The 24,816-nt window shown below is 63.2% G+C and carries 30 protein-coding genes and 1 pseudogene; 10 read left to right on the top strand and 21 right to left on the bottom strand.

Annotation, left to right across the window (positions count from 1 at the left end):
- Positions 1 to 247 precede the first annotated feature (247 nt).
- On the top strand, positions 248 to 1,081 hold the full coding sequence (locus tag GQ651_RS16645) for a DUF481 domain-containing protein (RefSeq protein WP_160765403.1): 834 nt from the start codon (positions 248 to 250) through the stop codon (positions 1,079 to 1,081).
- Positions 1,082 to 1,163: 82 nt separating this feature from the next.
- On the opposite strand, the gene GQ651_RS16640 is transcribed toward GQ651_RS16645, so the two are convergent.
- Positions 1,164 to 1,469: a DUF4389 domain-containing protein gene (locus GQ651_RS16640; RefSeq protein ID WP_160765402.1), complete on the bottom strand. Its 306-nt coding sequence runs from the start codon at positions 1,467 to 1,469 to the stop codon at positions 1,164 to 1,166.
- 126 nt (positions 1,470 to 1,595) lie between these two features.
- On the opposite strand from GQ651_RS16640, the gene GQ651_RS16635 reads away from it, so the two are divergent.
- Complete coding sequence (locus tag GQ651_RS16635) at positions 1,596 to 2,204, top strand: sugar O-acetyltransferase (protein ID WP_160765401.1); 609 nt, start codon at positions 1,596 to 1,598, stop codon at positions 2,202 to 2,204.
- Positions 2,205 to 2,387: 183 nt separating this feature from the next.
- Positions 2,388 to 3,113 (top strand): annotated as a pseudogene (locus GQ651_RS16630) (endonuclease/exonuclease/phosphatase family protein); the annotation flags it as partial.
- Positions 3,114 to 3,149: 36 nt separating this feature from the next.
- Here GQ651_RS16630 and GQ651_RS16625 read toward each other — a convergent pair.
- A complete protein-coding gene (locus GQ651_RS16625; RefSeq protein ID WP_160765400.1) occupies positions 3,150 to 4,181 on the bottom strand; it encodes a M42 family metallopeptidase in 1,032 nt (343 codons plus the stop codon).
- Positions 4,182 to 4,328: 147 nt separating this feature from the next.
- On the opposite strand from GQ651_RS16625, the gene GQ651_RS16620 reads away from it, so the two are divergent.
- On the top strand, positions 4,329 to 6,011 hold the full coding sequence (locus tag GQ651_RS16620; RefSeq protein ID WP_160765399.1) for a peptidoglycan-binding protein: 1,683 nt from the start codon (positions 4,329 to 4,331) through the stop codon (positions 6,009 to 6,011).
- A gap of 15 nt (positions 6,012 to 6,026) precedes the next feature.
- Here GQ651_RS16620 and phaR read toward each other — a convergent pair whose 3' ends face one another.
- Positions 6,027 to 6,599 carry a polyhydroxyalkanoate synthesis repressor PhaR gene (gene phaR, locus GQ651_RS16615; protein WP_160765398.1) on the bottom strand — a complete coding sequence of 191 codons (573 nt, stop codon included), beginning with the start codon at positions 6,597 to 6,599 and terminating at the stop codon, positions 6,027 to 6,029.
- Between the two features lie 284 nt (positions 6,600 to 6,883).
- Here phaR and GQ651_RS16610 point away from each other — a divergent pair, with 284 nt between their 5' ends.
- Together GQ651_RS16610 and GQ651_RS16605 are read left to right on the top strand one after the other, a co-directional pair.
- Positions 6,884 to 7,072 (top strand): hypothetical protein, encoded by a 189-nt coding sequence (locus GQ651_RS16610; protein WP_160765397.1) that lies wholly within the window; start codon positions 6,884 to 6,886, stop codon positions 7,070 to 7,072.
- 203 nt (positions 7,073 to 7,275) lie between these two features.
- Entirely contained in the window at positions 7,276 to 8,985 is a 1,710-nt protein-coding gene (locus GQ651_RS16605) for a hypothetical protein (protein WP_160765396.1), read from the top strand.
- 495 nt (positions 8,986 to 9,480) lie between these two features.
- On the opposite strand, the gene GQ651_RS16600 is transcribed toward GQ651_RS16605, so the two are convergent.
- Complete coding sequence (locus GQ651_RS16600; RefSeq protein WP_227258315.1) at positions 9,481 to 10,059, bottom strand: hypothetical protein; 579 nt, start codon at positions 10,057 to 10,059, stop codon at positions 9,481 to 9,483.
- A gap of 168 nt (positions 10,060 to 10,227) precedes the next feature.
- Here GQ651_RS16600 and GQ651_RS16595 point away from each other — a divergent pair, with 168 nt between their 5' ends.
- A complete protein-coding gene (locus GQ651_RS16595) occupies positions 10,228 to 10,590 on the top strand; it encodes a c-type cytochrome domain-containing protein (protein WP_160765395.1) in 363 nt (120 codons plus the stop codon).
- A gap of 77 nt (positions 10,591 to 10,667) precedes the next feature.
- Here the strand turns inward: GQ651_RS16595 and GQ651_RS16590 are convergent, their stop codons facing one another.
- The 5 genes from GQ651_RS16590 to GQ651_RS16570 all read right to left on the bottom strand — a co-directional run bounded on the left by GQ651_RS16590 (position 10,668) and on the right by GQ651_RS16570 (position 13,237).
- A complete protein-coding gene (locus GQ651_RS16590; RefSeq protein WP_406565473.1) occupies positions 10,668 to 11,246 on the bottom strand; it encodes a F0F1 ATP synthase subunit B in 579 nt (192 codons plus the stop codon).
- A gap of 5 nt (positions 11,247 to 11,251) precedes the next feature.
- Positions 11,252 to 11,776 (bottom strand): F0F1 ATP synthase subunit B', encoded by a 525-nt coding sequence (locus tag GQ651_RS16585; protein WP_160765393.1) that lies wholly within the window; start codon positions 11,774 to 11,776, stop codon positions 11,252 to 11,254.
- An 84-nt stretch (positions 11,777 to 11,860) separates the two neighbouring features.
- Positions 11,861 to 12,097 carry a F0F1 ATP synthase subunit C gene (locus GQ651_RS16580; RefSeq protein WP_160765392.1) on the bottom strand — a complete coding sequence of 79 codons (237 nt, stop codon included), beginning with the start codon at positions 12,095 to 12,097 and terminating at the stop codon, positions 11,861 to 11,863.
- A gap of 52 nt (positions 12,098 to 12,149) precedes the next feature.
- Positions 12,150 to 12,905, bottom strand: a complete 756-nt coding sequence (locus tag GQ651_RS16575) for a F0F1 ATP synthase subunit A (protein ID WP_227258314.1) — start codon at positions 12,903 to 12,905, stop codon at positions 12,150 to 12,152.
- Entirely contained in the window at positions 12,902 to 13,237 is a 336-nt protein-coding gene (locus GQ651_RS16570) for an AtpZ/AtpI family protein (RefSeq protein WP_160765390.1), read from the bottom strand. The genes GQ651_RS16575 and GQ651_RS16570 overlap by 4 nt, the downstream gene beginning before the upstream one ends.
- A gap of 215 nt (positions 13,238 to 13,452) precedes the next feature.
- Between GQ651_RS16570 and GQ651_RS16565 the strand changes: the two genes are divergently transcribed.
- On the top strand, positions 13,453 to 13,848 hold the full coding sequence (locus GQ651_RS16565; protein ID WP_160765389.1) for an ArsR/SmtB family transcription factor: 396 nt from the start codon (positions 13,453 to 13,455) through the stop codon (positions 13,846 to 13,848).
- A 55-nt stretch (positions 13,849 to 13,903) separates the two neighbouring features.
- Here GQ651_RS16565 and GQ651_RS16560 read toward each other — a convergent pair whose 3' ends face one another.
- Complete coding sequence (locus GQ651_RS16560) at positions 13,904 to 14,818, bottom strand: DMT family transporter (protein ID WP_319637472.1); 915 nt, start codon at positions 14,816 to 14,818, stop codon at positions 13,904 to 13,906.
- Complete coding sequence (locus GQ651_RS16555) at positions 14,812 to 15,684, bottom strand: LysR family transcriptional regulator (protein WP_160765492.1); 873 nt, start codon at positions 15,682 to 15,684, stop codon at positions 14,812 to 14,814. Before GQ651_RS16555 ends, GQ651_RS16560 begins: the two co-directional genes overlap by 7 nt.
- A 186-nt stretch (positions 15,685 to 15,870) precedes the next feature.
- Here GQ651_RS16555 and GQ651_RS16550 point away from each other — a divergent pair, with 186 nt between their 5' ends.
- Positions 15,871 to 16,467: an FMN-dependent NADH-azoreductase gene (locus tag GQ651_RS16550; RefSeq protein ID WP_160765388.1), complete on the top strand. Its 597-nt coding sequence runs from the start codon at positions 15,871 to 15,873 to the stop codon at positions 16,465 to 16,467.
- 21 nt (positions 16,468 to 16,488) lie between these two features.
- Here the strand turns inward: GQ651_RS16550 and GQ651_RS16545 are convergent, their stop codons facing one another.
- The 8 genes from GQ651_RS16545 to GQ651_RS16510 are packed head-to-tail and all read right to left on the bottom strand — an operon-like array spanning position 16,489 to position 22,453.
- On the bottom strand, positions 16,489 to 16,839 hold the full coding sequence (locus GQ651_RS16545) for a hypothetical protein (RefSeq protein ID WP_160765387.1): 351 nt from the start codon (positions 16,837 to 16,839) through the stop codon (positions 16,489 to 16,491).
- The gene (gene mnhG / locus GQ651_RS16540; protein ID WP_160765386.1) at positions 16,836 to 17,129 is read right to left on the bottom strand and encodes a monovalent cation/H(+) antiporter subunit G; all 294 of its coding nucleotides are present in this window, start codon (positions 17,127 to 17,129) and stop codon (positions 16,836 to 16,838) included. The genes GQ651_RS16545 and mnhG overlap by 4 nt, the downstream gene beginning before the upstream one ends.
- Positions 17,126 to 17,422 carry a monovalent cation/H+ antiporter complex subunit F gene (locus GQ651_RS16535; protein ID WP_160765385.1) on the bottom strand — a complete coding sequence of 99 codons (297 nt, stop codon included), beginning with the start codon at positions 17,420 to 17,422 and terminating at the stop codon, positions 17,126 to 17,128. Before GQ651_RS16535 ends, mnhG begins: the two co-directional genes overlap by 4 nt.
- Positions 17,419 to 17,898 (bottom strand): Na+/H+ antiporter subunit E, encoded by a 480-nt coding sequence (locus GQ651_RS16530; RefSeq protein WP_160765384.1) that lies wholly within the window; start codon positions 17,896 to 17,898, stop codon positions 17,419 to 17,421. The genes GQ651_RS16535 and GQ651_RS16530 overlap by 4 nt, the downstream gene beginning before the upstream one ends.
- Positions 17,895 to 19,394 carry a Na+/H+ antiporter subunit D gene (locus GQ651_RS16525; RefSeq protein ID WP_160765383.1) on the bottom strand — a complete coding sequence of 500 codons (1,500 nt, stop codon included), beginning with the start codon at positions 19,392 to 19,394 and terminating at the stop codon, positions 17,895 to 17,897. Before GQ651_RS16525 ends, GQ651_RS16530 begins: the two co-directional genes overlap by 4 nt.
- A complete protein-coding gene (locus tag GQ651_RS16520) occupies positions 19,391 to 19,747 on the bottom strand; it encodes a Na+/H+ antiporter subunit C (RefSeq protein WP_160765382.1) in 357 nt (118 codons plus the stop codon). The genes GQ651_RS16525 and GQ651_RS16520 overlap by 4 nt, the downstream gene beginning before the upstream one ends.
- Position 19,748: 1 nt before the next feature.
- Positions 19,749 to 20,168, bottom strand: coding sequence for a Na+/H+ antiporter subunit B (locus tag GQ651_RS16515; RefSeq protein ID WP_160765381.1), 420 nt, complete (start codon positions 20,166 to 20,168; stop codon positions 19,749 to 19,751).
- Positions 20,165 to 22,453, bottom strand: a complete 2,289-nt coding sequence (locus GQ651_RS16510) for a putative monovalent cation/H+ antiporter subunit A (RefSeq protein WP_227258312.1) — start codon at positions 22,451 to 22,453, stop codon at positions 20,165 to 20,167. The genes GQ651_RS16515 and GQ651_RS16510 overlap by 4 nt, the downstream gene beginning before the upstream one ends.
- Before the next feature lie 216 nt (positions 22,454 to 22,669).
- On the opposite strand from GQ651_RS16510, the gene GQ651_RS16505 reads away from it, so the two are divergent.
- Entirely contained in the window at positions 22,670 to 23,590 is a 921-nt protein-coding gene (locus GQ651_RS16505) for a LysR substrate-binding domain-containing protein (protein WP_160765380.1), read from the top strand.
- Between the two features lie 133 nt (positions 23,591 to 23,723).
- On the opposite strand, the gene ccoP is transcribed toward GQ651_RS16505, so the two are convergent.
- Both ccoP and GQ651_RS16495 read right to left on the bottom strand, forming a co-directional pair.
- Positions 23,724 to 24,620 (bottom strand): cytochrome-c oxidase, cbb3-type subunit III, encoded by an 897-nt coding sequence (gene ccoP / locus GQ651_RS16500; RefSeq protein ID WP_160765379.1) that lies wholly within the window; start codon positions 24,618 to 24,620, stop codon positions 23,724 to 23,726.
- Complete coding sequence (locus GQ651_RS16495) at positions 24,617 to 24,805, bottom strand: cbb3-type cytochrome c oxidase subunit 3 (RefSeq protein ID WP_160765378.1); 189 nt, start codon at positions 24,803 to 24,805, stop codon at positions 24,617 to 24,619. Before GQ651_RS16495 ends, ccoP begins: the two co-directional genes overlap by 4 nt.
- Positions 24,806 to 24,816 lie beyond the last annotated feature (11 nt).

Here is a 24,816-nt window from a genome sequence, read left to right as displayed (position 1 = left end):
TTCAAGAGCCTCCTGAAAATAATTTCTGCGCCGCAGCATTCACATGAAGCCGTCGCGACTTTCCTCAGAAAATGAGGCGCAATAATCTTGATTATGTGACGGAAATGCCGACCAGGGTCCGCTGAGCGACGCAGGCAAGAGGTGATCCCTCGCGCGGGGGCCAAAAGGGTGTATCTGACCTGCAAGCGGAACGGTTCCGCTCTATCCCAAGCGGAACAGTTCCGCTCTACTCTCAGGAAAATGTAACATGAACACTTCTTATCGCATCGCGCTCGGCGCGGTCGCAGGTGTGGTGCTTTTGACCAATGCTGGCTTCGCTCAGACGGTCTTCACCGGCACCAATGTGGCCGACGACCTGAATGAAGATCTCATCGAAGCCATCGAAGATGACGCAGAACGCGATCTCGACCGCTTCGGCAACGAAGGCCGCCCGGACGGCTTCACCGGCTCTTTCGCCCTCCGTGGCACCGCGTCCAGCGGCAACACGAAAGAATCCGACGTCGGCATCGGCGCAGACCTGAACTGGGTTCGTGGCGTCAACGGCGTCAACCTGGCGCTGAACTATGCCTATGGCGACACCGCCGGCTCCAGGACCAAGGAAGACCTGTTCTACGGTCTCGAATATACCCGTGACCTGAACACGCGCACTTTCGGCTTCGCCAAAATCCAGGGCGCCGTGGACGAGTTCTCGTCCTTCGAAAGCGACACCTTCGTCAGCTTCGGCCTGGGCTACCGCGTCGTGAACACTGCCGACACCCAGTGGTCGGTTCAGGGTGGCCCCGGCTACCGCTTCGCGGACCTCAGCGACGTTGCCGACGCCAATATCAGCGAAGGCGCGCTTGGACTGTCGTCCGACTATGCCAACCGTCTCAGCGAAACCGTGTGGCTGACCAACGACACCGATATCGTGGCGTCGGAATCCGACACGGTCGTTTTCAACGATCTGGCGGTGAGCGTCTCGATGACAGACACGCTCGCACTCCGGACAAGCGTCCTGACCGAGTTCCACACCGATCCGGCGGACAATTCGAAAAGCACCGACAACACTTTCGGTGTTTCACTGGTCTACAGCTTCAACTGACGCACCCTCGTGTGACAGGTTTGAATGGGCGGGGGAAACCCCGCCCTTTTTTCGTGGCCACAGGGCGCGGACGTCGCGGCCCCTAGTCCAGCTCGGTCCAGGGCCAGGGTTTGACGTTGCTCGCCGCCGTCTGATAGCGCGCGGCCTTCGCGACCCAGACCCCCAGATCGGTACCCACCTCTGCAATCCGCTCGTTCGGCTCTTTCCGGTTAATCAGCATGATCACGAACTGGATCACGGTCAGCACGCCAAGGATGGTCTGAGCAAAGGAAATCATGACCGCAATCAGGATCATGTAAACGAGCCGCAGGAAGATATTCTCTTCCTCCGCTTCGTGCTGGGGGCCGTGAATGCGGCCTTGGATCTTGTCGTCGTCTGACTGCGCCATGGGTCGTCTCGTTTCAGTGCAAGCCAACACTATCCAAAACGACGCGCTTTTGCATCGTGCAATTCCATCCGCGCTTCGCCAGAATACTGTCGGCCTGTGCGGGAACGCAGGAGAAGGGGCGACGACATGACCGACGCGATGACGGAATTCGAGAAAATGCGCGCGGGCCTGCCCTATAGCAACCCGGACCCCGAGATCTTTCGCCTGCAAGCGGAAGCCTCCGAGCGGAACCGCCGCATCAACGAAACCGCGGGATCGGGCATCGACCCCGCAGTCCGCCGCCAGATGCTGCGCGATGCCCTTGGCGCCTTCGGGGAGAGCTTCTTCAACCCGCCTATCCACTGGGAATACGGAAAACACATCTTCGTCGGTGACCGCTGCCTGATCAATTCCAACATCACCTTCATGGACGGCGCCGATATCCGCATCGGGGACGAGACGCTGATCGCGCCCAACGTGATGCTGATCACCGCGGGCCACTCGCTTCTGCCGGAAGAGCGCGTGATCACCGACCCCGAGACCGGCGCCTTCAGGGCGGGGATCAGCATCAACAAGCCTATCACGATCGGCAAGCAATGCTGGATCGGGGCGGGTGCGATCATCCTCGGCGGCGTTACCATCGGGGACGGTACCACCGTAGGCGCGGGCGCAGTCGTCACCCGCTCGCTCCCACCCCGCGTCTTCGCGGCCGGGAACCCGGCGCGAGTGATTAGGGAGATACCGGTCGCGGGGTGACAACGTGCCGACGGCTCGCCCGACAATCGCAGGCAGCGCCGGTTTCAAGCCCGACTTGCCAAGTGCCATCGGTGTTGCAAGTGTTCGCTGCCGGAAAAGGATCACGCATTGAAAATCATGTGTCTGAACGGATGGGGTGGAAAACTCCATGAAGCGCTTCTGCCCTAGCTCGCAGAGACGGCGCCCGACATTCTATGTCTGCAAGAGGTGATACACAGCCCACAGTCGACAAAGGACTGGCTCACCTATCGGGACGGGGATCACGTTCTTCCGCAACGCGCCAACCTGTTTCGCGATGTCTCGAACGCTTTGCCGGAACATGTCGCGGTCTTCTGCCCCGCTGCACAGGGCGTTCTTTGGGACGACGATGTGTCGATCTCATCGCAATGGGGCCTTGCAACCTACGTGCATCGGTCATTTCCGATCATCGGACAGGTCCAGGGGTTCGTTCACAAGGATTACTCACCTGCGGGATACGGCGAGCACCCCCGCTCGCGCAGCGCCCATGGGGTGCGGGTCTGGGACTATGGCGGCGATCGGGCCGTGAGCATCACCCATATGCACGGGCTGCGGGATCTGAACGGCAAGATGGATACGCCGGAACGCGAAGATCAGGCGTGCAAGTTGCTGGAGCTCTCGCGCCAACTCGCCGGAGAAAATGACCTGACGGTGATCTGCGGTGACTTCAACGTCGAACCGGACAGCGCAACGCTCTCGATCCTCCGCGATGCAGAACTGAACGAACTGGTTACGGGGCGCGGCTTCGACAGCACACGAACGTCGCATTACAGCAAACCAGGAAGGTTTGCCGACTATATGCTTATCGACCGGGAAGAGGACGTGAAGGGCTTCGATGTAATATCCGATCCCGAAGTGTCGGATCACTGCCCTCTTGTTCTGGAAATCTGACCTGCCCAGACAGGGGGCTTCGGATCCCAGCCCCCCTCACCGCGACTTCAGAAACGCCACCAGAATGTCCCGCGCAGCCTCAAGGTCACTCTTGTGGATCATCTCGGTGACCGTGTGGATATAACGCGTGCCCACCACGATCCCCACGGCGCGTGCACCTGCCGCCGCCTGCTGGGCCGCCGCGCCGTCCTGACCGCCTGACCGGAGCATCGTGCGCTGATACTTGATGCCCTCTTTCTCGGCGATGCCGGCGATTTCCTCGACCAGCTTCTTGTCGGCGATGAAGGACCCGTCCCTCAGGTGCAGGCCAAAGCCCTCGCCCTGCGTCGTGGTCCGGTCCTGCTCGGGAACGCCAGGCGTGTCGCAGGAGAGCGTTACGTCGATCCCGATGCCGATATCGGGTTTTACATGATAGGCCGCCGTCCGCGCGCCCCTCAGACCCACCTCTTCCTGGCTGGTGAAAACCACGTGGATTTCCGCCTTGGTCCTGCCCTTGCCCAGACCCCGCGCGGCCTCGATACCCAGCCAGCAGGCCACCCGGTTGTCCAGCGCCTTGGACACGACCTTGTCGCCCAGCTCCAGAAACGGCTCGTCCATGGTGACCATGTCGCCCACGCGAACCTTTTCCTTGGTCTCCTCCCCAAGGCCCGTATCCACGAAGAACTCGTGGGGCTGCGGGATTTTCTTGCGGTCTTCGGGGCTGGAGATATGCACGGGCCGCCCGCCCGGGTTCATCACCGCCTTGATGTCGCCATCCGCCGTCGACACCAGAACCCGGCGCGAGAACAGGTTCCTCGGGTCAAAGCCGCCCACCGGCTGAAGGTAGAGGAACCCCTTGTCCGTGATGTGGCTGACCAGAAACCCAATCTCGTCCATGTGGCAGAGGAGCATGATCCGCTCGGGCGCATCGCCCTCGCCCTTCCGCACACAGTGGAGCGAACCCATCGGGTCCTCATGAATATCGTCGAACAGATCCTCCACCTCGGCCCGAATCAGGTCGCGCACCCGCTCCTCGTGACCGGGCACGCCGGGGGTTTCGCAAAGGGCCTTGAGCAACTCGATATTCATTGGAACGCACTCTCCTGCTTCGGGTTGTAACGCATAATGGGCCATGGCGACCGGGCTTCAAGGGCGATCTTCCGCCGATGCGCTGCGCCTGCCCCTCCCCTTTGCCTGCCCGCACGCTAGGCTGGGGACAGATAGAAAGGTTTGACGATGAAATACGGTTTGACCGCTTCCGCCGCTCTCTGCCTTGTGCTGGGCCTGCCCTTCGCCGCCGCCGCCGATCCGCTGGCGCTCGTCCTTGCCAACGAGGATTACCGGCGGGCGAGCGACGTCAGACGCGGTGACGAACCCGCCGACGCGACCGGGCGCCTCGCCGCCGCCGGCGTGACGGTGCTGTCCCTCGCCGATGGCAACCGTGACGAGACACTCTCCGCCCTCAGCGAGTTCGGCCAGATGGCCAGCGCCGCCGACCGGCTTCTGGTCGTGCTCTCGGGCCGTTTCGTCGCCTCCTCGACCGAGACCTACTTTCTGCCGACCGATACCGGCCCCGAACCGCTCGCCACGCTGCCCGGCGCATCGCTGCCACTCAGCACGGTGATGGCCTATCTGGCAGAAAAGCCGGGACAGGCGCTTCTGATCCTCGCCACGGACGGCACGGCGGGCGATTTCGGCCCGCTTCTGTCTATCGGGACGGGGGCACTGGATATCCCGCAGGGGGTCACGGTTCTGGAAGGAACACCGCGCGACGTCGCACGCTTTCTCTCCGGACCGCTGGCCCGCCCCGGCGCGGCGCTTGACACAATTGCCGAAGACGCCGACCTGACCGTCAGCGGTTTTCTGGCCGACGGTCAGGCGTTCCTGACCGAAGTCGCGCGCCCCCGGCCCGAGCCGCCCGCCCCCGCGCCCGAGCCCGATGCCGACCAGACCCGCGCCGACATCCGCGCCTGGCGCGAGGCCGACGCCGCCGGGACGGCAGAAGCGTATCGCACCTATCTCGACGCCTTCCCGGACGGGCAGTTCCGCATCATGGCCGAGACCCGGATCGACGCCCTTGTCGACACACCCGAGGCGCGGGCGGAACGCGAAGAGGCGGCGCTTGATCTCTCCCGCGATGCGCGGCGTGAGATTCAGCGCGACCTGTCCTTGCTCGACTACAACACGCGCGGCATTGACGGCATCTTCGGACGCGGAACGCGGGGGGCCATCGGCGCGTGGCAAGAGGCGAACGGCCTTGATGCCACCGGCTTCCTCACGCGGGACCAGATCACACGGCTGGACGCGCAGGCCGAACGCCGCGCGGTCGAGCTTGAAATCGAGGCCGAGCGCCGCCGGCAGGAGCAACTGGCCGCCGACCGCGCCTTCTGGCAGGAAACCGGCGCCGCTGGCGACGAGGCGGGGCTGACCGCCTATCTGGAACGCTTCCCTGACGGCGAGTTCGCGGAAGAGGCCCGCGCCGAGCTTGACAGGATCGAACAGTCCAAGCGCGCCAATGCCTCGGCGCTCGACAGACAGCTCTGGGACGAGGCGCGCTCGCAGGACAGCCCGCAGGCCTATCGCGACTATCTGGAGGTTCAGCCGGACGGTGCCTTCCGCGCCGAGGCGGAGGCGCGCATCCGCGAGCTGGAGTCCGCCGCCGCGCAATCCGACACCCAACGCCGCGCCGCAGCCGAGGAACAGGCTCTGAACCTCTCGGCCCAGTCCCGGCGGCTGATCGAGCAGCGCCTCGCCTCGCTCGACCTGCGGCCGGGTTCGGTGGACGGGGTCTTCGATGATGACACGCGTCGCGCGCTCCGCCGCTATCAGGCTGCGCGCAACCTGCCCGAGACCGGCTATCTCAGCGAGGCGGTCGTGGTGCAGCTTCTGGCGGACTCGGTCCGCTCGATCTTCCGGTAAGCGAAGGGGCGGCGGTCAGCCGCCCTTCTTCCCGCCCATCTTGGACAGTTGCTCTTGCATCGCAGCAAGCTGCGTGCGGATCGCATCCAGTTCGCTTTGCGCGTCGGGCTTGTCGTCGTCCTCGTCGTCATCGGGCGTGGGTCCCGACGCGCCCCACGGGCCGGCGAAGCCACCGGTCATCGCCTTCATGAAGGCCGCCTGCTGCGCCTTCATCGCCTCGAAGCCTGGCATCGAACTCATCGGGCTGGTCATGCCCTCGATCATCTTAGATTGCCCGTCGCGCAGCATCTCGAAGCTCATGGCGAGGAATTGCGGCACCACCGACTGCGCCTGCGTCGTGTAGGACCGCACGAGGTCGGTCAGCACATCCAGAGGCAGCACGTTCTCGCCGCGGCTCTCATGCTCCGCGATGATCTGCAGCAGGTACTGCCGCGTCAGGTCGTCGCCCGACTTGAGGTCCACAATCTGCACCTCGCGCCCGTCGCGGATGAACCCCGCGATATCTTCCAGCGTCACGTAATCCGACGTCTCGGTGTTATAGAGCCGCCGGCTCGCGTAGCGCTTGATCAAAAGCGGTGTCCCGGCCATCTCAACCTCCCGAATGGCAGTGCTGCAGTGCAGCTTAGGCGTCGTGGCTTGGAAAGAAAAGGAATTCTGTCGGCGGCGGATTTCCGGCGTGAACGTCGGCAAGACCGACGGGGACACCATCCTGAGATCAAGGAAGATCACGAGCCACTCCTCCTTTTGGTTGGACTCATATCCCTGTTGGCACCACCCCTATCCCTCTTTCCCCGAAACGATACTCCCGCTCTCACCGCTGAGAGCGCTTTCTGTGGCAGGATAAAAGGGCAGCAAGTGAAGGAGTAAAAAGTATGGAATCCGAAATCATCCTCAAAGCCCGTCGGCGCCGACTGATCGCCTTGAACGCTATCCAGTACGGGTCCTTCAGATCCGAAGTGAGCGACGCGGCCTTCACCGCGTCGCAAGGTGCGGCATCCATGCGAACCAACAGCAGGCCGCAAACCAAGATCATTTCATTTAGCCCTGCGCTCGCAGCCTGAGTTCCCGGATGTCTTTGCGGCATTCCAATTCGAAGCGTGGTCTGTCTCTCGGGTTCTCGCGCTTCTCGGTCAGGCCCCGGTCGATACGTGCCCGCCTTTCACTTGGGTGAGGGCGATGATCGTGCCGGCACTCGGCACATGACTACTCTGCCGCGTTCGAACGATCGCGAAAAACCTACGCGCCCACGATCGGAGTGAATTACATGCCGCTGGCTGTGCAGCTGACGACCGGTACGGGCTCCTATGCAAATCCCACCGAAGCCCTAACCGACCAGCTCTTCGGAGTGCGATATATCAGCTATCGCAATGTGCAGCGTTTTCTCGACCAGACAGAAGATACGAATGTCGGCCTGATCGTGTGGCCGGGCGGAACCCTCGCGGAAATACGGGACGACCGTTTCGGCTTCGAGTTTGACGGGTTGCAGAATCCTGACAACAACAAGCCCGCGCTCGGGGACATGATGGAGACTGCGCTCGCTCAGGATGCGTCTCTATCCGTGGTTCTTCCCACCGCCCGATACGTCGACGATCTGTCCGGACTTCAAGCCGACCTGTCGCGTTTCCTCGAGACTCTGCTTTCCGGCGACCTCGGACACTTGCCGAAGGAACTGATCTTCGAAGTCGGAAGCGAATATTACGCGCATTTCGATGGTCCTTACGCTGCCAGCCAATATGGCGCAGTCGCAGATGTCATGATTACGGAGATTGCCCAGGCGCTCAACGATCCGAGCGTGAATCTGATCGAAGCCGACGTCACCATCGCGATCCAGGCCGGTAAGACGTTGGAAGACGATATACAGATACGCGACGCTCTTTCGGATTTTTCCAGCGCGGCCGTCGACACGCTCATACATCACCGTTTCGCCTATCAGCCACAGGGCATCGATTCCCGGATCGACGAACTCGAGTTGATCCTGGACGCATGGAATGAAGACACCGGAACCGAGGTCGACCTTTTCGTTTCCGCCTGGAACACGGTCACGTTGACGCGGAACGGCGTCCTGAAGGACTATCTCGAATACAAAGCCTCGCACGGAGTCGACCTCGATGCTTCGGATGTCGATCTTCAGGGCCGAACGACTTCGGAGTTCGAAGCCTATTGGCAGGACACTCTCGATCAGGCCGCCTACGGTCAGGAACATGCAGCCTATATCCTCGAGAGTTTTTCAAGCTATGCAGAAGCCGGTGCGGACGCCGCTGCGCATTATGGCACCGATCTCATTCACCCCGGCCGGACGAGTTGGAGCGAAAGTGGCGAGGCCTACGACTTCGTCGGCGCGGAAATGCTGGAGATGATCTACGAAAGCGTCGACGGCACTCACGTTCTGAGTTCCGATGGCGACTATGATCCGAAAGCACTGGCGACGACGTACGGCTTCGAGAACGAAGACAAGCTCATCGTCTTTGTCGCCGCCGGCGACCGCGCACCGGGTGAGGTCAACCTTGAAATAGCGAATCTGGGCTGCGTCTATAAGGAAGTCTGGGCCGAAAGGCTGACAGGTGAAACACCCGAGGACTGGATGTCCATCTTCGGCATTGCGGACAATGCGGCAGTCGATGAAAGCCCGGAGGCGGAGACCTATGCGATCGGTGTGCGCGAGGCGTTTTCACCGACTGCGACCGAGAACGGTCTGTCCTTTTCCCTTGATAGTCCTCACGAAGTCATCCGTCTCGCCTTTGCCAAGACAGAAGCCGGTGCCACCGAAATTTCGAGCTGGTCCACCGGAACACCAACCGAGCTTTCAGAAGAGAACCCTTACGATGGTCTGCCCCTGCTGCCATGTGCCGATCAGGCAGGTGCGCTGCCGATGGAAAGCCACGAGCTGGAAAGCAATGCGGCCTTGCTCATGGTTGACGCAGCATCGGGCGGAAGCGGAATAGGTCTGCTCTTACTGCTGTTGATGTTCCTCTGACGGCACTGGTCCCGGGAATGCCATGCGGACGGAGACGCACAGAGGCATCCAGCTAGACCCGATGTGATTGCCGCGCTCCTCTTTCAGGACACGTTATGCCTGAAGCACACTGAAGGTTCACACCTGCCGAAACGCTTCCGACAGACCTCTTTGAGCGTCACGCAACCAGACGCCTCAGTGCAACCGAACCGCAGGCTCCCGCAGCGCTTGATCAAAAGCGGTGTCCCGGCCATCTCAACCTCCCGAATGGCAGTGCTGCAGTGCAGCTTTGGCGGAGCGGCGAGGAATGGAAAGGAATTCCGACAGACCGCAACTTCAGCCCCGGGCGGTCGGTACGGCGCTGTCTTCGGTGCCGATCTTTCGCAGAGGGCATGAATCCGGGCGCCGCCGTTGGACAACAACGCGGGACAGGCCGGCCGCTACGTCCGGCATCAGCTTCCGGCGGGTTGCGAGAGCACCCGGGAGTGCTCCCGCAATTACCCCGTGATCCTGGGTTCAGCTATGAGCGTGCTCGCACGTGACGTTGGGATTGAACGGCATCAGAGCACCCATCGGATTCTCGCGGAACAACCAGACGTGCTGATCGTAGTGCGGCATGAATCCGTGCGCTTCGTCTCCAGCCGTCGACGGATCGTCAGCCATATGATCCCAGGTTCGACCGTTCAGTACCGGCGCTTCTCCCATACCGGCACTTTCCCAGGCGGCTTCGAATACAAGGTTCTCGACAGCGACCAGCTCCATCGACCCATCCGCCTGAGGTTCGTAGATCAGGATCGATGGTTGTGCCCAGTCGGTATAGGTCGACTCGCCATTAACTCTCGGTTCGGTGCCGGTTATCTTGAGCATCGCCGGGTGTATGTAGTGGATACCCATCGCACCCAGTTCGGGCGGCAATCCTTCAGCTTCAGCAGAGACACAGTGGTTGTCAGGCGTAATGTAGCCTTCTGCCAGCGCCACATTGATATCCTTGTACTTTTCGACACTGGCTCTCATTGCGTCGAGGTCCACATCCACGGCGAAAGCGAATGTTGGTGCACATACTACACAGACTGCCAGTTTCATCTTGATATGCATTTCATCCCCCGTTCCATTTCACCAGCGCTTCTGCGTCTGGAAAAAACCAGAATAGCACAAAAAATGAGCATCCGCTTTAATTTGCCATCATGCTTGCCCGGCTTGCCGCATTCGAGACAACCTCGCTAGGATGTTCTCGGCCCGTAACCCTGAAAGTCGACACAGAAAATGAAGGCAGTTGCGACCATCTGTTCGGCGTTGTTCGCCGGGACGGCCTCGGTTGCCTCCGCGGCTGAGCCCGCACTGACTCCGCATTGGTCGGATGTCGCCGAGATCTTCGCCGAGCGCTGTACGATGTGTCATTCGAAAGTTGCAGGAGCCTCAAAGGGGCTGCTGCTGGACGATTATTCTGCAGCGCTTGCAGGGAGCGAAAACGGAGCCGTGCTGGTGGCGGGAAATGTCTCCGGTAGCGAGCTGATCAGGCGCCTCCGGGGCGAGAGCAAGCCACGAATGCCTTTCCTCAGTAGGCCGTTGCCGGAAGAGCAGATCAGGCTGATTGAAATGTGGATCGACGCGGGTCTCCCGGAATAGGGCATCTGCCGCACCTGACCCAAAACAAAAAAGCCCGGTCACCGACCGGGCTTTCCTATTCTCTCCAGCAACGAGCGTCAGTGCAGCTTGGCTTTTACGGTCGCAATCGCGTCGTCCACCAGGATCGCGGCCTTGGCGTCGGATAGCTGCTTCTGGATCACATCGCCGGCGGCATTGACGGCAACCCGGGCGGCCTCGTCGCGCACCTGCTTGACGGCGGCGGCTTCGGCCGAGGCGATCTGGTCTTCGGCGGCTTTCAGGCGGCGCTCGATCGACTTTTCAAGGTCGGCCTTGGCCTGTTCGGCGCTTTCCTTGGCACTTTCCTTGGCCTGGGCAACGATGCGGTCGGCCTGCTCCTGAACTTCGCGCTGCTTGCGCTCGTAGCTGGCCAGAAGCGTCTGAGCCTCCTCCCGCAGAGCGCGAGCCTCGTCCAGTTCCGACTGGATGCCAGCGGCACGCTTGTCCAGCATGCCGCCGATCATGGCGGGCACCTTGAAGTAGATCAGCACGCCGATGAAAACGATGAACGCGATCAGGACGATGAAGTCCGTGTTCGACAGCTTGTAGAACTCGGACGAGAAGATGTTCTTCGTGGCCGCAGCCGCGGGCGTCGCGGCGGCAAGGGCCAGAAGGGTGGCGGTCAGGCGAAGGCTCATCGGCGTCATCCTTTCGTCCGCTCGTCGACGGCAGCTTCCAGAGCGGCCCGATCGACATCCACCCCAAGCGCGGCGGCGACGGCTTCTGCCGTGTCCTTGGCAACCTGGTTCACCGCAGTGGCGGCACCGTCGCGGATCTCCGCGATGCGCGCTTCACCCTCGGCGGTGCGGGCGGCGATTTCAGCGTCGGCCTTCTGGACCGCAGCATCTACCTCGGCCTGCATTTCGGCCTTGGCCTCGGCGGCGATGCGCCCGGCTTCGGCACGTGCGTCGGCCAGCGCCTTTTCATAGGCGGCTTCGGCCTCGGCGGCCTTCTGCTTCAGCTCTTCGGCTGCGGCGATATCGTTGGTAATCGCCCCCTGACGCTCGGCCAGAACGGATGCGATCCGCGGAAGCGCCACACGGCTGAGGATCAGATAGATCACGATCAGCGTGACGACGAGCCAGAAAATCTGGTTCGGGAAGGTCGAAAAGTCGAGCTGTGGAAGGCCCGATGCGCTTTCTTCCGCCCCATGTGTTTCGGTAGCCATGATGGCCTCCGTAAAACCTCGGTGACACCGGGCTGGTGCGCGCTTGGCGCCCCTGCCCGGCCGTAAGGATCGTCAGATGGTCGCTTAGACGGCGAACATCAGCAGAAGCGACACGAGGAACGCGAAGATGCCCAGTGCTTCTGCGAAGGCGATGCCGATGAACAGCGTCGCGGTCTGGCCGGCAGCGGCCGACGGGTTGCGGAGCGCGCCCGCGAGGAAGTTACCAGCGACGTGACCCACACCGATAGCGGCAGCGCCGGAACCGATGGCAGCCAGACCGGCGCCGATGAATTGACCCATGTTTGCGATATCGCCTTCCATGTCGATGTCTCCTTACGGTTGGAAGTTGAGTAGCTTGATTAAGGCCTGACCCTTAGTGATGCGGATGCAGCGCGTCCTTCAGATAGACGCAGGTCAGGATGGTGAACACGTAGGCCTGAATGGCCGAAACCAGAACCTCGAGCCCGTAGATCGCGACGACGGCCAGAACCGAGACCGGCGAGATCGCCGCAATGGCAGCGAAACCGGCGAAAACCTTCAGAACCGCGTGGCCGGCCATCATGTTGCCGGCAAGACGGATCGAGTGGCTGACAGGGCGCACGAAGTAGCTGATGATCTCGATCACGGCGAGGATCGGGCGGAGCGCCAGCGGCGCTGCGGACACCCAGAACAGGCTGAGAAAGCCCGCGCCGTTCTTGACGAAGCCAAGAATCGTCACGGTCAGGAATACCGCGATCGCCAGCACGGCCGTCACGGCGATGTGCGAGGTAGTCGTAAAGCTCATCGGGATCAGCCCGAGGAAGTTCGAGAAGAAGATGAAGACGAAAAGCGTCATGATGTAGGGAAAGTATTTCACCCCATCCTTGCCCGTGACGTCCTCGACCATCTTGTAGACGAAGCCGTAAAACAGCTCGGCGATGGACTGAACCCGGTTCGGAACGATCGCGCGGCCCGAGGTGCCAAGCACCATCAGCGCGGCAATTGCCAGAACGGCAATCGCCATCCAGAGCGTGACGTTGGTGACCGTGTACCAGTGCACGGCGTCGCCGCCGAACAGCGGTTTCACCAGAAACTGGTCCATGGGGTGAAACTCAAGACCGCCGCCTTTTGCTTCCTCTGCCACCGTCATTCCCCTTCGCGTTCAGAGCCTGCCTGATCGGCCATGGCCCGCGTCTGCAATTCCTGCGCCGTCCGGATCACCGTTCTGACCCCCGCGGCAAATCCCAACAGCGTGAACACCACCATCAGGAACGGTTTCGTCCCCAAGACCGTGTCCAGCCCGTAGCCTATGACGAAGCCGATCCCCAGCCCCGCGACAAGCTCGACCACCATCCGCCAGGCATGTTGCGCCTGAGAATAGTGCTCTTCCATGTGGGGTTTGGGCGCGTCCGCCGCACGCTTGGCCGCGAGCCGGCGTTCAAGTGCCTCCAGACGTGCCTTGTGATCGTCCTGATCGGCCATGGCCACGGCTTTCAGCCCCACTAAAGAACTCGGATGACGAATTACGGGTGCGCGGCGTCCGAGTCAATGCGGGCGCATGGATCGCATCCCTCTGTTCTAATTACGAAATTCTCTGAAACGCCATTCTGTCGCGCCCCATGTCCGGGCATATCGGGCGTTTTTGCACATTCAACCGATTGGTTGACTTTCGGACCACGCCGTCCAACAGGGAAACCATGCGTCCCGATCTCGATACTGTTTTCGCCGCTCTGGCCGATCCGACACGCCGCCGGATTCTGACGATGCTTCTGGAAGACGATATGGCCGTCACGGATGTGGCGGACCCGTTCGAGATGTCGCTTGCCGCGATCTCGAAGCACCTCACGATCCTTACCCGTGCCGGGCTGATCAGCCAGGAAAAGCGCGGGCGGGTGAAATGGTGCAAACTGGAACCAGACGCGATGCGCGAGGCATCGGTCTGGATCGCAAGTTTTGGTCAGTTCGAAGGCCTCGACCTCGATGCGTTCGAGGTCTTTCTGGCCGGTCAATTCGCGTCAGACGAGGCCCACAAGGCTGAGGACCGCGATGATGACGACGATAAGGCCGATGATATAGATGATGTTACGCACTGATACTCTCCCTCTTTGCATTCGGCGTTTTAACGTCTGACAAAGAGAATTGGTTCCGTCAGGCGGCCTGGGCGCGTCCCTCGCGCAGAAGAAGCATCAGCGCCAGGACTGTGAGCGCCACTCCCGGAAGGACGAGAGCGGGGGGAAGTCCCCCGGTCAGGACCAGCTCCCACAGGATGACGAAGCTCGGGACCAGATAGGTATAGGCCATGACCTTGGCCGCCTTCAGCCGGCGCGAGGCGAACTGGATCAGGCTGATCGACGCCGCCGAGGCGAAGATCACCAGATAGGCCAGCGTCGCCCAGACGGTTGCGGGCAGTGCCGCCCAATCCGTCGATACGATCTGTCGAAACCCGAGAAGCCCCACAAGCACCGCGCCCCCTGCGGCGGTCCCGGCGGCGAAGGCGAAGACGCCCTCGCCACGGCTAAGCTTTGCGACCAGCGGGATGTAGAGCGCGTGCGCCAGGCAGCCCCAGAAATAGATCGCCTCGCCCCGCCCGATCTCGAAGGCCAGAAGCGCCGAAAGGTCGCCCCGAAAAATGACCCAGAGCGCGCCCGCGCCCCCGATCACAAGCGCCACCGCCATGGCAGGCGTCAGCACCTGCCGCATCACGAGGTATCCGAACCCTGCCGCCATCAGCGGCGTCAGGGTGAAGACAGCGGCGGTCGAAACCGGCGGTGCCGTCTTCAGGCCTTCGAACATCAGGACGAAATATGCGCCGAAGAGGCTGCCCAACAGCAGATATCGCCACCAGCCCGCGAAGAGCTTCCGCTCGATCTGCCCGGTCGCCCAGGACACGGCGCCCAGAACCAGCGTCGCCAGCGCGAACCTGAGCGCGGTCAGCGCCATTGGATCGATCTGGTTCGCGATCCTGCCGCCGAACGAGAAGGACCCCGCCACCAGCATGGCAAAAGCCAGCATGGCCAGATGGCCCTGCGTCTCGTCCCGCCGTGTCAGAGGCGGCGTTACCAATTCTTCACGTCTTCTTTCAGGAACTTCAGGAAGGCCTGCACCTTGGTCGTCCGATGCAGATCCACATGGGTGACCAGCCAGAGCGGCGCCGACCATTCCTCGCGGCTGTCGAACAGCCGGACGAGCGTCGGAAACTTCTCGGCCTCCCAGTCGCTGATGAAGCCGATGCCCACGCCTTCGATGATCGCGTCCCGCAGTACGCGGTTGTCGGTCCCCCGGAAGATGATCTGCTCGGGCGTGACCCGCTCCATCAGCCAGCGGACGAAAGGCGCCCGCGATCCGAAATTATCGAGGCTGACAAAGCTGTGCCCGGTCAGGTCCTCGGTGGTCTCGGGCCGGCCATGCTCGGCGATATAGGATTCCGAGGCGAAGAGAGACACGCGCTGGGGCACGAAGGGTTGCACGACGTTGTCGGGGTTGTCGGGCGCGCGCCCCGCGCGGACGGCTACATGCGCCTCGCCATATTCAAGGCGCAGCACCTCGTCGCCTGTCAGGTAGCGCACGATCAGGCCCGGATACTGCGCCTGAAACCGCGCCAGCGTGCCGGTCAGGCGCGGAGACGCTGACGACAGCGACGTGACCACCAGCTCGCCCGAGACTCCGTCGCCCCGCCCCCGGATGCGGCCCACAAGCTGGGTGAACTGGTCGTCGGTGGCCTGCGCCACCTGCAACAGATCCTGACCCGCCTCGGTCGAGGTGTAGCCCCGCGCATGACGCTGAAACAGCTTCACGCCCAGACGCGCCTCCAGCGCGTCGATATGGCGGATCACCGTGGCGTGGTGGACGCCAAGCGCTTCGGCCGCGCCGCTGACGGTGCCCATGCGGGCGACATGATAGGCGGTTCGGATTTCATCCCAGGTGCTGATCGACATCGTCTCGTCCATTCTCGGCGGCAGGCGGCCTGCTGCGTTTATCGTGCGAAAATATGATTTCCAACCAATTAATTCGTCAATCTTCACAAAAACGCACAATCCGGGTTCGGTTTCGTCGGATAGGCACGTGCTGGCTCAGAACCTAGGTGTCCTTTCATCGTATTTTAAGGAGCACGACCCATGACACTGAACATTCTGCGCATCGATGCATCGGTCCGCCGCGAGGGATCGGTTTCCCGCGAGCTGAACGACAAGGTGATCGACCGCTTTGCCGCCGCTGGCGACGTCGCGGTCACGAAGCGTGACCTGATCACCCCGCTGCCGCTGATCGACGAGACGTGGATCGGCGCCACCTTCACCGACCCGGAAGACCGCACGGACGAGCAGACCCGCGCACTCGAATTGTCGGATGACCTCATCGCCGAGCTTCAGGCGGCTGATACCCTCGTAATCGGGCTGCCGATCTACAACTTCGCCATTCCCTCCGGCCTCAAGGCGTGGATCGACCTCGTCTCCCGGCGGGGCGTCACCTTCCGGTACACCGAAAGCGGACCGGTAGGTCTTCTGACGGGCAAACGCGCCATCGTGACGGTCGCATCGGGCGGCACCGAAGTCGGCTCCGACATCGACTTCGCCACGGGATACCTGCGCCACGCGCTCGCCTTTATCGGCATCACTGACGTCCTCTTCGTCAAGGCCGACCGCCTTGCGATCGACGCCGAGGCGACGCTCAAAGCCGCCGAGGCCGCGGTGGCCGAGCTTCCGCTCGCCGCCTGACGCATAGGCATGGGCGCGCGCCTAACTGCGCCCTTCGCCCTCGGCGCGGGCCTCGTCCGACAGGCCCGCCCACCATCCGTCATAGCTCGAATTCATCGGGTGCCGCCCGCCCTCGTCCGGTGCGCCATCGTCCCACCAGACCGGACCGCGTTCACCCAACCGGCACTTTGCCTCATGAACCCGCTCGCGGGCCGCACGGGTCTCGTCCTCGGTCTTGGCCTGAAAAACGGCGCGGCGCGCCAGCATCAGCGCCTTGACCGCCGCGCGCCGGGTGCTGTCATCGAGGCGCGGATCGGTCTTCCGCCAAAGCCGCCCCTTCGACACGAAATACCGCCCGTCGGGCGTCTCGGGATAGTCCTTCCGCCGGCTCACTTGTGGCGCGGGCGATGATGCTCGTCGAGGGACGCGCGCCCGATCATATGCGCGCCGATGGGGGCAGTCAGCAGCAGGAAGAAGATCGCCACCACGATCCGCGCCCACGTCCCGCCATCGCCGATCACGACCCCGGCGGCGATCAGGATCAACGACGAGCCAAGAACCCCGGCCTTGGTCGAGGCGTGCATCCGCGTGAAGATGTCCGGCATCCGGATCAGGCCGATCGACGCGATCAGCGAGAACACGGCGCCTGTCAGCACCAGAAGACCGGCAGCGATCTCGGTCATTCGCTTTCCTCCGGCCGTGCGCGTCGCCGCTCGGCGAAGCGCGCCAGCGCGAGCGTGGTCAAAAAGCCCACGAGCGCCAGCACCACCGCCACATCCAGGAATGCCGTATCGTCCGAGAAGATCGCGAAGAGCCCACAAAAGCCCATGATCGACACGGTCAGCATGTCAAGCGACACCACCCGGTCCCCGAAACTCGGGCCCCGCACGATCCGGTAGAAACCAAGCGCGACCGACGCCATGACCAGCGCGAACGAGACATCGATAGCAAGGTCGAGGAACTGCTCAGGTGTCATAGCTCGAAACACTCCTTCACCTTGCGCTCCATCCCGTCCTTCAACTCGCGGATCAGCGCCTCGGGGTCGTCGGCGAACATGGCGTGGACGATAAGGGTGCTGCGGTCAGGGCTGACGTCAAGGCTGAGCGTACCGGGGGTAAGCGAGATCAGGTTGGTGACGAGGAGGATCTCAATGTCGCTTTTGACGTCGAGCGGCATCTCGATGATCGCCGGGCGCGACTTGTGCGACGGCGTGATGACGTCCCACGCCACGCGCAGCGACGAGATCACCAGCTCATAGAGGAAGAAGAGCACCAGCCGAACGATCCGGAATACCCGCCGATGGTACAGAGACGGTCCCCCGAACAAGGGCTGCGCCACCCAGAGCGCCGCGTATCCCAGCGCGAAGCCCGCCCCCAGCGACGATAGCGAATAATCCGCCATGAGCGAGGCCCAGACGACCGCCAGAAGGATATTGATCGCGAACAGGTTCATGGCCGCGCCCCCAGAACCGTCTCGATATACTCGGTCGGCTCAAGAAGTTGCCCCGCCGCACGCTCCGCGAACTGGACGAAGGGTTCGGGGAAAAGCCCCACGATACAGGTCAGCACCGCCAGCCCCGCTATTGGCAGAAGAAGCGACCAGCGCGTCGCGGCGTCAAGCTGCGACAAGCGCGGTTCCTTGCCCTCGGGATGCGGCGTCCAGAAAGCCTCGGCCCAGATCTTGGTCATCGAGAAGATCGTCAGCGCCCCTACTGCCAGCGCCACGAAGGCGACGAAGCCGTGGCCGTCCTCCAGCGCCGCGCGGACCAGCAGGAACTTGGCCCAGAAGCCCGAGAGCGGCGGAAAGCCCGCCAGCGAGAATGCCGGGATCAGGAACAGCACCGCCAGAAGTGGCGCAAACGCGTAAAGCCCGCCGATCTTTTTCAGCGCCGTGTCGCCCGCGATCCGGCTGGCCACGCCCGCGACCAGGAACAGGTTCGCCTTCACGATGATGTGGTGGACCAGGTAGAAGACCGCCCCAAGGATTGCGAGGGGCGTCATCAGGGCAAGGCCCAGAATCATGTAGCCGATCTGACTGACGATGTGGAACGACAGGATCTTCCGGAAATCGTTCTGCGCCGCCGCGCCCAGAACGCCCGTCACCATCGTGAAACAGGCGACCCAGAGCAGTACCTCATGGGTGAAGCTGATGTCCCCCACGAAGACCAGCGTGAACATCCGGATCAGCGCATATACCCCGACCTTGGTCAGAAGGCCCGCGAACACGGCAGAGGTGGAAAATGCGGGCGTGTGATAGGCTGCGGGCAGCCAGAAGAACAGCGGGAAGACCGCCGCCTTCACGCCGAAGGCCACCATGAACATCATGGCGACGACGGTGACCATCGCCTGGTTCTCGACCTCGGGCACGGTCACGGCAAGGTCCGCCATGTTGAGCGTTCCGGTCATCCCGTAAAGGATGCCGATGCCGGTCAGGAACAGGATCGTCGAGATCAGGTTCAGCGCCACGTATTTCACGCCGCCGTCGATCTGCTCGCGGCTGCCGCCCATGACCAGAAGGCCGAAGGACGCGATCAGCATCACCTCGAACCAGACATAAAGGTTGAAGAGGTCGCCGGTCAGGAAGGCGCCCGCCACGCCCGCGATCAGCACCTGAAACAGCGCGTGATAACCCAGCCCCGCGATCCGGGGCCGCACATCGGCCAGCGCATAGATAGACACCGCCAGCGCCGTGATCGCTGTGATCACCACCATGACGGCCGACAACAGGTCCGAGACCAGCGTGATCCCGAACGGCGCGGGCCAGCCGCCCATCTGACCGGCGATCACGCCTTCGGCCAGTACGTTGACCATCAGCACGATGGACGCGATCAGCATCGCGCCCGAACCGAGCACGCTCACCCACGCGCCCGAGGGCCGGTCCTTAAGCAGGAACGCCAGAACCGCCGCGCCGAAGGGGATCAGCAGGGGAAGGGACAGGACCCAGCTCATTCTTCTCTCGGCTCCGCAACCCGCATCTCGGACGTGTCGAGCGTGCCCAGCCGGCGATAGGCCTTCAGCGTCAGCGTCAGCGCGAAAGCGAACAGGCCGAAGCCGATGACGATGGCCGTCAGGACCAGCGCCTGCGGCAGCGCGTTGGCGGCCTCGTCCACCGGGAAATCCTGCCCTTCGAGGATCAGCGGCGGGTTCCCCGTGATCAGGCGGCCCGACGTGAAGATGGCAAGGTTCGCCGCGTTCGAGATCAGGATCAGCCCGAACAGGAACCGGAGCAGATCGCGCGACAGCATCAGATAGATCGCCGCCGCCGACAGCACGCCCACGAGGCAGGAGAGGACGACCTCCATCTCAGATCTCCTCTTCCAGCGCAAAGACCAGCGTCAGGATCGCACCCATCACGACAAGGTACACACCGATGTCAAAGACCAGCACCGTGGACAGCGGCAGCCCCTTGTCGTCTTCGGTCGCACCGAGGAACAGCCATTGGCCGGTGAACGGGTCGTCCGAGAAGAGCATCGAGGCAAGCCCCGACAACAGCGCCACGCCAAGCCCGAAGAGGGCGATCTTTTCCGGTGGGACGCGCAACGCCTCGCGCGCCTCGTCCGTGCTGCAGGCGATGGCGTAGACGATGAAACCCACCGCGCCCAGAAGCCCGCCGATGAACCCGCCGCCCGGCTCGTTATGGCCGCGAAGCAGCATGAAGACCGAGAAGACCAGCAGCAGACCGACCAGCAGACGGGCCGCGGCGCGGAGGATAACCGAATTCATCGCGTCTCCTCCGTCTCATCGGATTTCGGCCCCTTGAGCAGTGACCATGCGGCAATGCCGGCCACCGCGACCACCGCGATCTCGCCGAAGGTATCCAGCGCGCGGAAGTCGACGAGGATCACGTTGACGATGTTCCGGCCATAGGCCTCTGTCCACGCCGCGCTCTCGAAATACTCGGTCAGGCGGCGGTTGATCGGCCCGCTCGTGATCGTGACCATGATGGCCGTGACCACCGCGCCTATAGCCGTGGCCAGAAGCGCGTCCAGCTTGCGGTTCGGGAAGCCGTCCTCGCGCTTCATATGCGGCAGACGCAGCGCGGCGACCGCGAACAGGACCACCACCAGCGTCTCCACCAGAAGCTGCGTGATCGCGACGTCGGGCGCACCGAAGACGATGAAGATGATGGCGACGCCCACGCCCACCGCGCCAAGACCCGTGATGGCGGCGACCCGGCTGTTGGTGATCGTCGTCACCGCCGTGCCCACCACGATCAGGAAGACGACGCCCCAGTGCTTGGCCTGAAGCTCTGCGAATGGTACGTCGGGCAACCCGCTGAACGCGCCGGTCCAAATCAGCGTCCCGCCGACCGCAACCAGAAGCGTGACGAACACGGTATAGACATAGACCCGCATCACGCCCGATTGCAGGATACGCGTCTGCCAAGCGGCCAGCCCTTTCAGACCGTCGAGTACCCGGTCCCAGCCCCGGTCGAAGGACGGCGCGGCCTCGCCCATGGACCGGAGCGCGGACCGCACCCGCTCGTGACCGGCATAAAGGGCCACACCGAGCGCGATGGTCGCGACCGATAGGAACAGGGGCAGGTTGACGCCCGCCCAGAGCTTCAGCTCGGCCGGTTTCGCCGCGCCGTCCGAGATGGCCTTAACACCCTGATCCACCAGCGGACCCGCGATCAGCCCCGGCACCAGCCCGAACAAGAGACCGAGCGCCGCCAGCAGAACCGGACCGGCCAGCATCCGCCACGGACCTTCATGAGGTGTCATCGGCGTCGCGTGCTCACCCCGCCAGAACGGGCGGAACGCCACGATCCCCGCCGCCGCGATCATCAGCGCATTGGCGGCCATGGCGGCGGCGGTCACAAACCACGCCGCGTCCATCTTGATCGAGGCGGCATAGATCACCTCTTTGCCGATATAGCCCAGAAGCGGCGGCAGACCGGCCATGGACAGCGCCGCCAGCGCTGCGGCAGCGGCGGTGATCGGCATGAACCGTCTCAACCCGCCCAGCCGGTCCACTTCGCGGGTGCCGGTCTCGTGGTCGACGATCCCTGCGACGAGGAACAGCGCGGCCTTGTAGAGCGAGTGTACGATCAGGAACAGCATCGCCGCCGTGATCGCATAGCCCTCGTCCGAGGACAGGAACATCGTCAGCGTGCCAAGCGCCATCAGCGTGGTGTAGGCGAGGATCTGCTTCAGGTCCGTCTGCTTGACCGCCATCAGCGAGGCGAAGACAGCCGTGGCCGCGCCCGCGATGGCCAGCGTCCAGAACCAGACATCGGTGCCTCCCAGCGTCGGGTGCATCCGCGCCAGAAGGTAAACACCGCCCTTCACCATGGTGGCCGAGTGCAGATAGGCCGACACCGGCGTCGGCGCGGCCATGGCGTTGGGCAGCCAGAAATGGAACGGGATCTGCGCCGACTTGGTGAAGGCGCCCAGAAGGAACAGGATCAGAATGGGCAGGTAAAGGGCGTGCTCCGTGATCGCCACGTCGCCCGCCCGGATCTCGGACAGCTCATAGGTGCCTGCCGCCACGCCCAACAGGATCATGCCCGCCAAGAGCGCCAGCCCGCCCGCACCGGTGACCAGCAGCGCCTGCAATGCCGAGCGGCGGCTCTCCGCGCTCGAATGGGTGAAGCCGATCAGCAGGTACGAGGTTATCGAGGTCAGCTCCCAGAAGACGAAAAGCGTCAGCAGGTTGTCGGCCAGGACAAGCCCCAGCATCGCGCCCATGAAAAGCGTCAGATACAGGAAGAAGCGCGCGAAATGCTCGTGTCCGGCCAGGTATTTGGTCGAATAGAGCATGACCAGTGCGCCGATGCCCGAGATCAGCAGCGCGAAGGTCAGCGAAAGTCCGTCGATCAGGAAGCTGACCGCGATCCCCGCCGAGGGCACCCAGTCGAAGCTGTAGCGGATGACCTCGCCCGCAGCGACCGGACCCAGCGCCTGCCAGAACCACGCGAAAAGCGACGCGGCGATCGCGACCGACAGCCAGCCGGCCATCGCCTGCCCCGCGCCGGCGGGGGGCATGTCGTTCTTCGCCGCGCTCATGTCTGCCGTGCCGTTCCCTGCACCGATCTGCCCGATGGCCGCTGTCCTTCGTGCCGGACGTAGACCGGCAGCCCCTCGCGCCAAGGGACGCGGCGGCTGTGAAGCGGCGCTGAAACAAATAGGTCGGTCATGATGGGTGGGATATGGGGTCGCGAATGCGATTGGTAAAATCGAAACTTATCGACAGTTCGATAGATAAAAACTATCAATCTCCCCATGCCGACGCTCAAACAGCTCAAATACCTCGTCGCCGTCGCGGACCAGCGGCATTTCCGCCGCGCGGCCGAGGTGTCGAACGTGACGCAGCCCACCCTGTCCGCCCAGATCAAGGAGCTTGAGCTGCGCCTCGGCGCGACCCTCATCGAGCGCGGCTCGGGCGCTATCGTCCTGACGCCGACGGGGCGCGAGATCGTCCGCCGCGCCCGCCGCATCCTTGGCGATGTCGAGGATATCCGCGCCATCGCACGTCATGACGCGCATCCGATGGGTGGCACGCTTCGCCTTGGCGTGGTGCAGTCGCTCGGCTCCTACCTGATGCCGCTGATCGTGCCGGATATCCACGAACGCGAGCCCGACCTCAGGCTCTACATCCGCGAGGGTCTGCCCGCCCCGCTTCTCGACCAATTGGAAGAGGGCACGCTCGATTTCCTGTTTTTCCCGCTCCCGGTCGAGCGGCGGAACCTCAGGATCGCGCCGCTGTTCGACGAACCGCTTCTGGTCGTCGCGCCCCGCGACCACCCGCTCAGCCACCGGGACGCGGTCCAGGGCGACGAATTGTCCGGCGAAACGCTTCTGACGCTGGAGGCCGGTCACCGGCTTTACGAACAGGTGCGCGACGTGTCGGCCCGCTACGGCGCGCGTCTCAGCCACGACTACGAAGGGACCAGCCTCGACACGCTCCGGCAGATGGTGGCGATGGAGATCGGCATCTCGCTGATGCCCGCGCTCTATGTCCGCTCCGAGGTCGCGCGCGAGACGCTGGTGCGCGCCATCCCTTTCGCGGCGGATGCGCCATCCCGCGCCATCGGCATGATCTGGCGGCAGGGGGCGGCGCGGGAAAGCACCTTCGAGACGCTGGCGGACCATGTCCGCGACATCCTCGGGCGCGACGTGCCCGAGGTGCAGCTTCTGTCCTGATCCCCCGAAAATGGGACGGCGGTGCCTTTCGACACCGCCGCCTTGCAAGACCAGCACCCCGAGAAAACGCGCGAACAGGAACCGGGAGCCAGTCTATCTTCAGGCCGCCCGATCTGGCGGGCGGCCCGCTGTTCTATTGGCCGCCGCCCAACTGGTGGACATAGGCCGCGACCGCGTTGATCTCGGCATCCGTCAGGCCGTTGGCGCCCCGGAACTCTTCGTTCCAGGCAGGCATGACGCCGAAACGGGCGTTGACCACCGTTTCGGTCAGCGTCTCGACCGACCCGCCATAAAGCCAGATCGCGTCCGTCAGGTTCGGCGCGCCGAGCGACTGGTCGCCCATCCCCTGCTCGCCGTGACAGGACGCGCACTCGTTGAGGAACGTCTCGGCGCCCGCCGCGGCCAGCGCCGCCTCATGCTCCTGACCCGAGATCTGGCGGACATACTGCACGACGCCGGCGATTTCCTCTTCCCCGAGGATTTCGCCAAAGGCCGGCATCTCCGACCACCGCGCATCGAGCGACTGCTCGTTCCGGATGCCATGCGACACGGTATAGGCGATCTCGTCGATCTGCCCGCCCCAGAGCCAGGCGTCATCCAGCAGGTTCGGGTATCCCGCCGCCTGCACACCCGCTGCACCCGCGCCGTGGCACTGTGAGCAGTTGTTCAGGAAGACGGACCGGCCCTTGTTCACGGCATAACCATGGAGGTCGGCATCGTCGGCCAGCGTGGTCAGATCGATCCCGGCCAGCGCCTCGTTCAGGCTGGCGTTCCGCTCGTTCACCGCCGCGATATCGGCGGCCACGTCGGCGCGGGTCGACTGACCGAGGATGCCCGGTGTGGCGCGCTCGATCAAGGGCCATGCCGGGTAGGCGATGGTATAGAGAATGCCCCAGACCACCGTCGCCCAGAAGGTCCACACCCACCACTTGGGCATGGGGTTGTTCCACTCTTCGATCCCGTCCCAGCTATGGCCCGTCGTGCCATAGCCCAGTTCGTTCGTCTTTTGGTCGTCGTCGTTCTGGCTCATCTCTCGGCCTCCTCGCCGGCGGCTGCCGGGCGGTCGTCATGTCGGAAGGGGATCGAGGCGGTGTCGCGGTGAACCGCGCGGCTTCCGGGCCGGAAAGCCCAGAGACATGCCCCGATGAAGAAGGCGAAGAGCGCCAGCAGAACCCAGCTGTCGGCGATCTCGCGCAGAAGGGAATAGGTGTCCATCGGTCCTCCTC

It is taken from the genome of Kangsaoukella pontilimi (genome assembly GCF_009830125.1).
Taxonomy (GTDB): Bacteria; Pseudomonadota; Alphaproteobacteria; order Rhodobacterales; family Rhodobacteraceae; genus Kangsaoukella; species Kangsaoukella pontilimi.
Note: the sequence above shows the minus strand (reverse complement) of the source record. Positions and strands in the feature narration are given on the sequence as shown.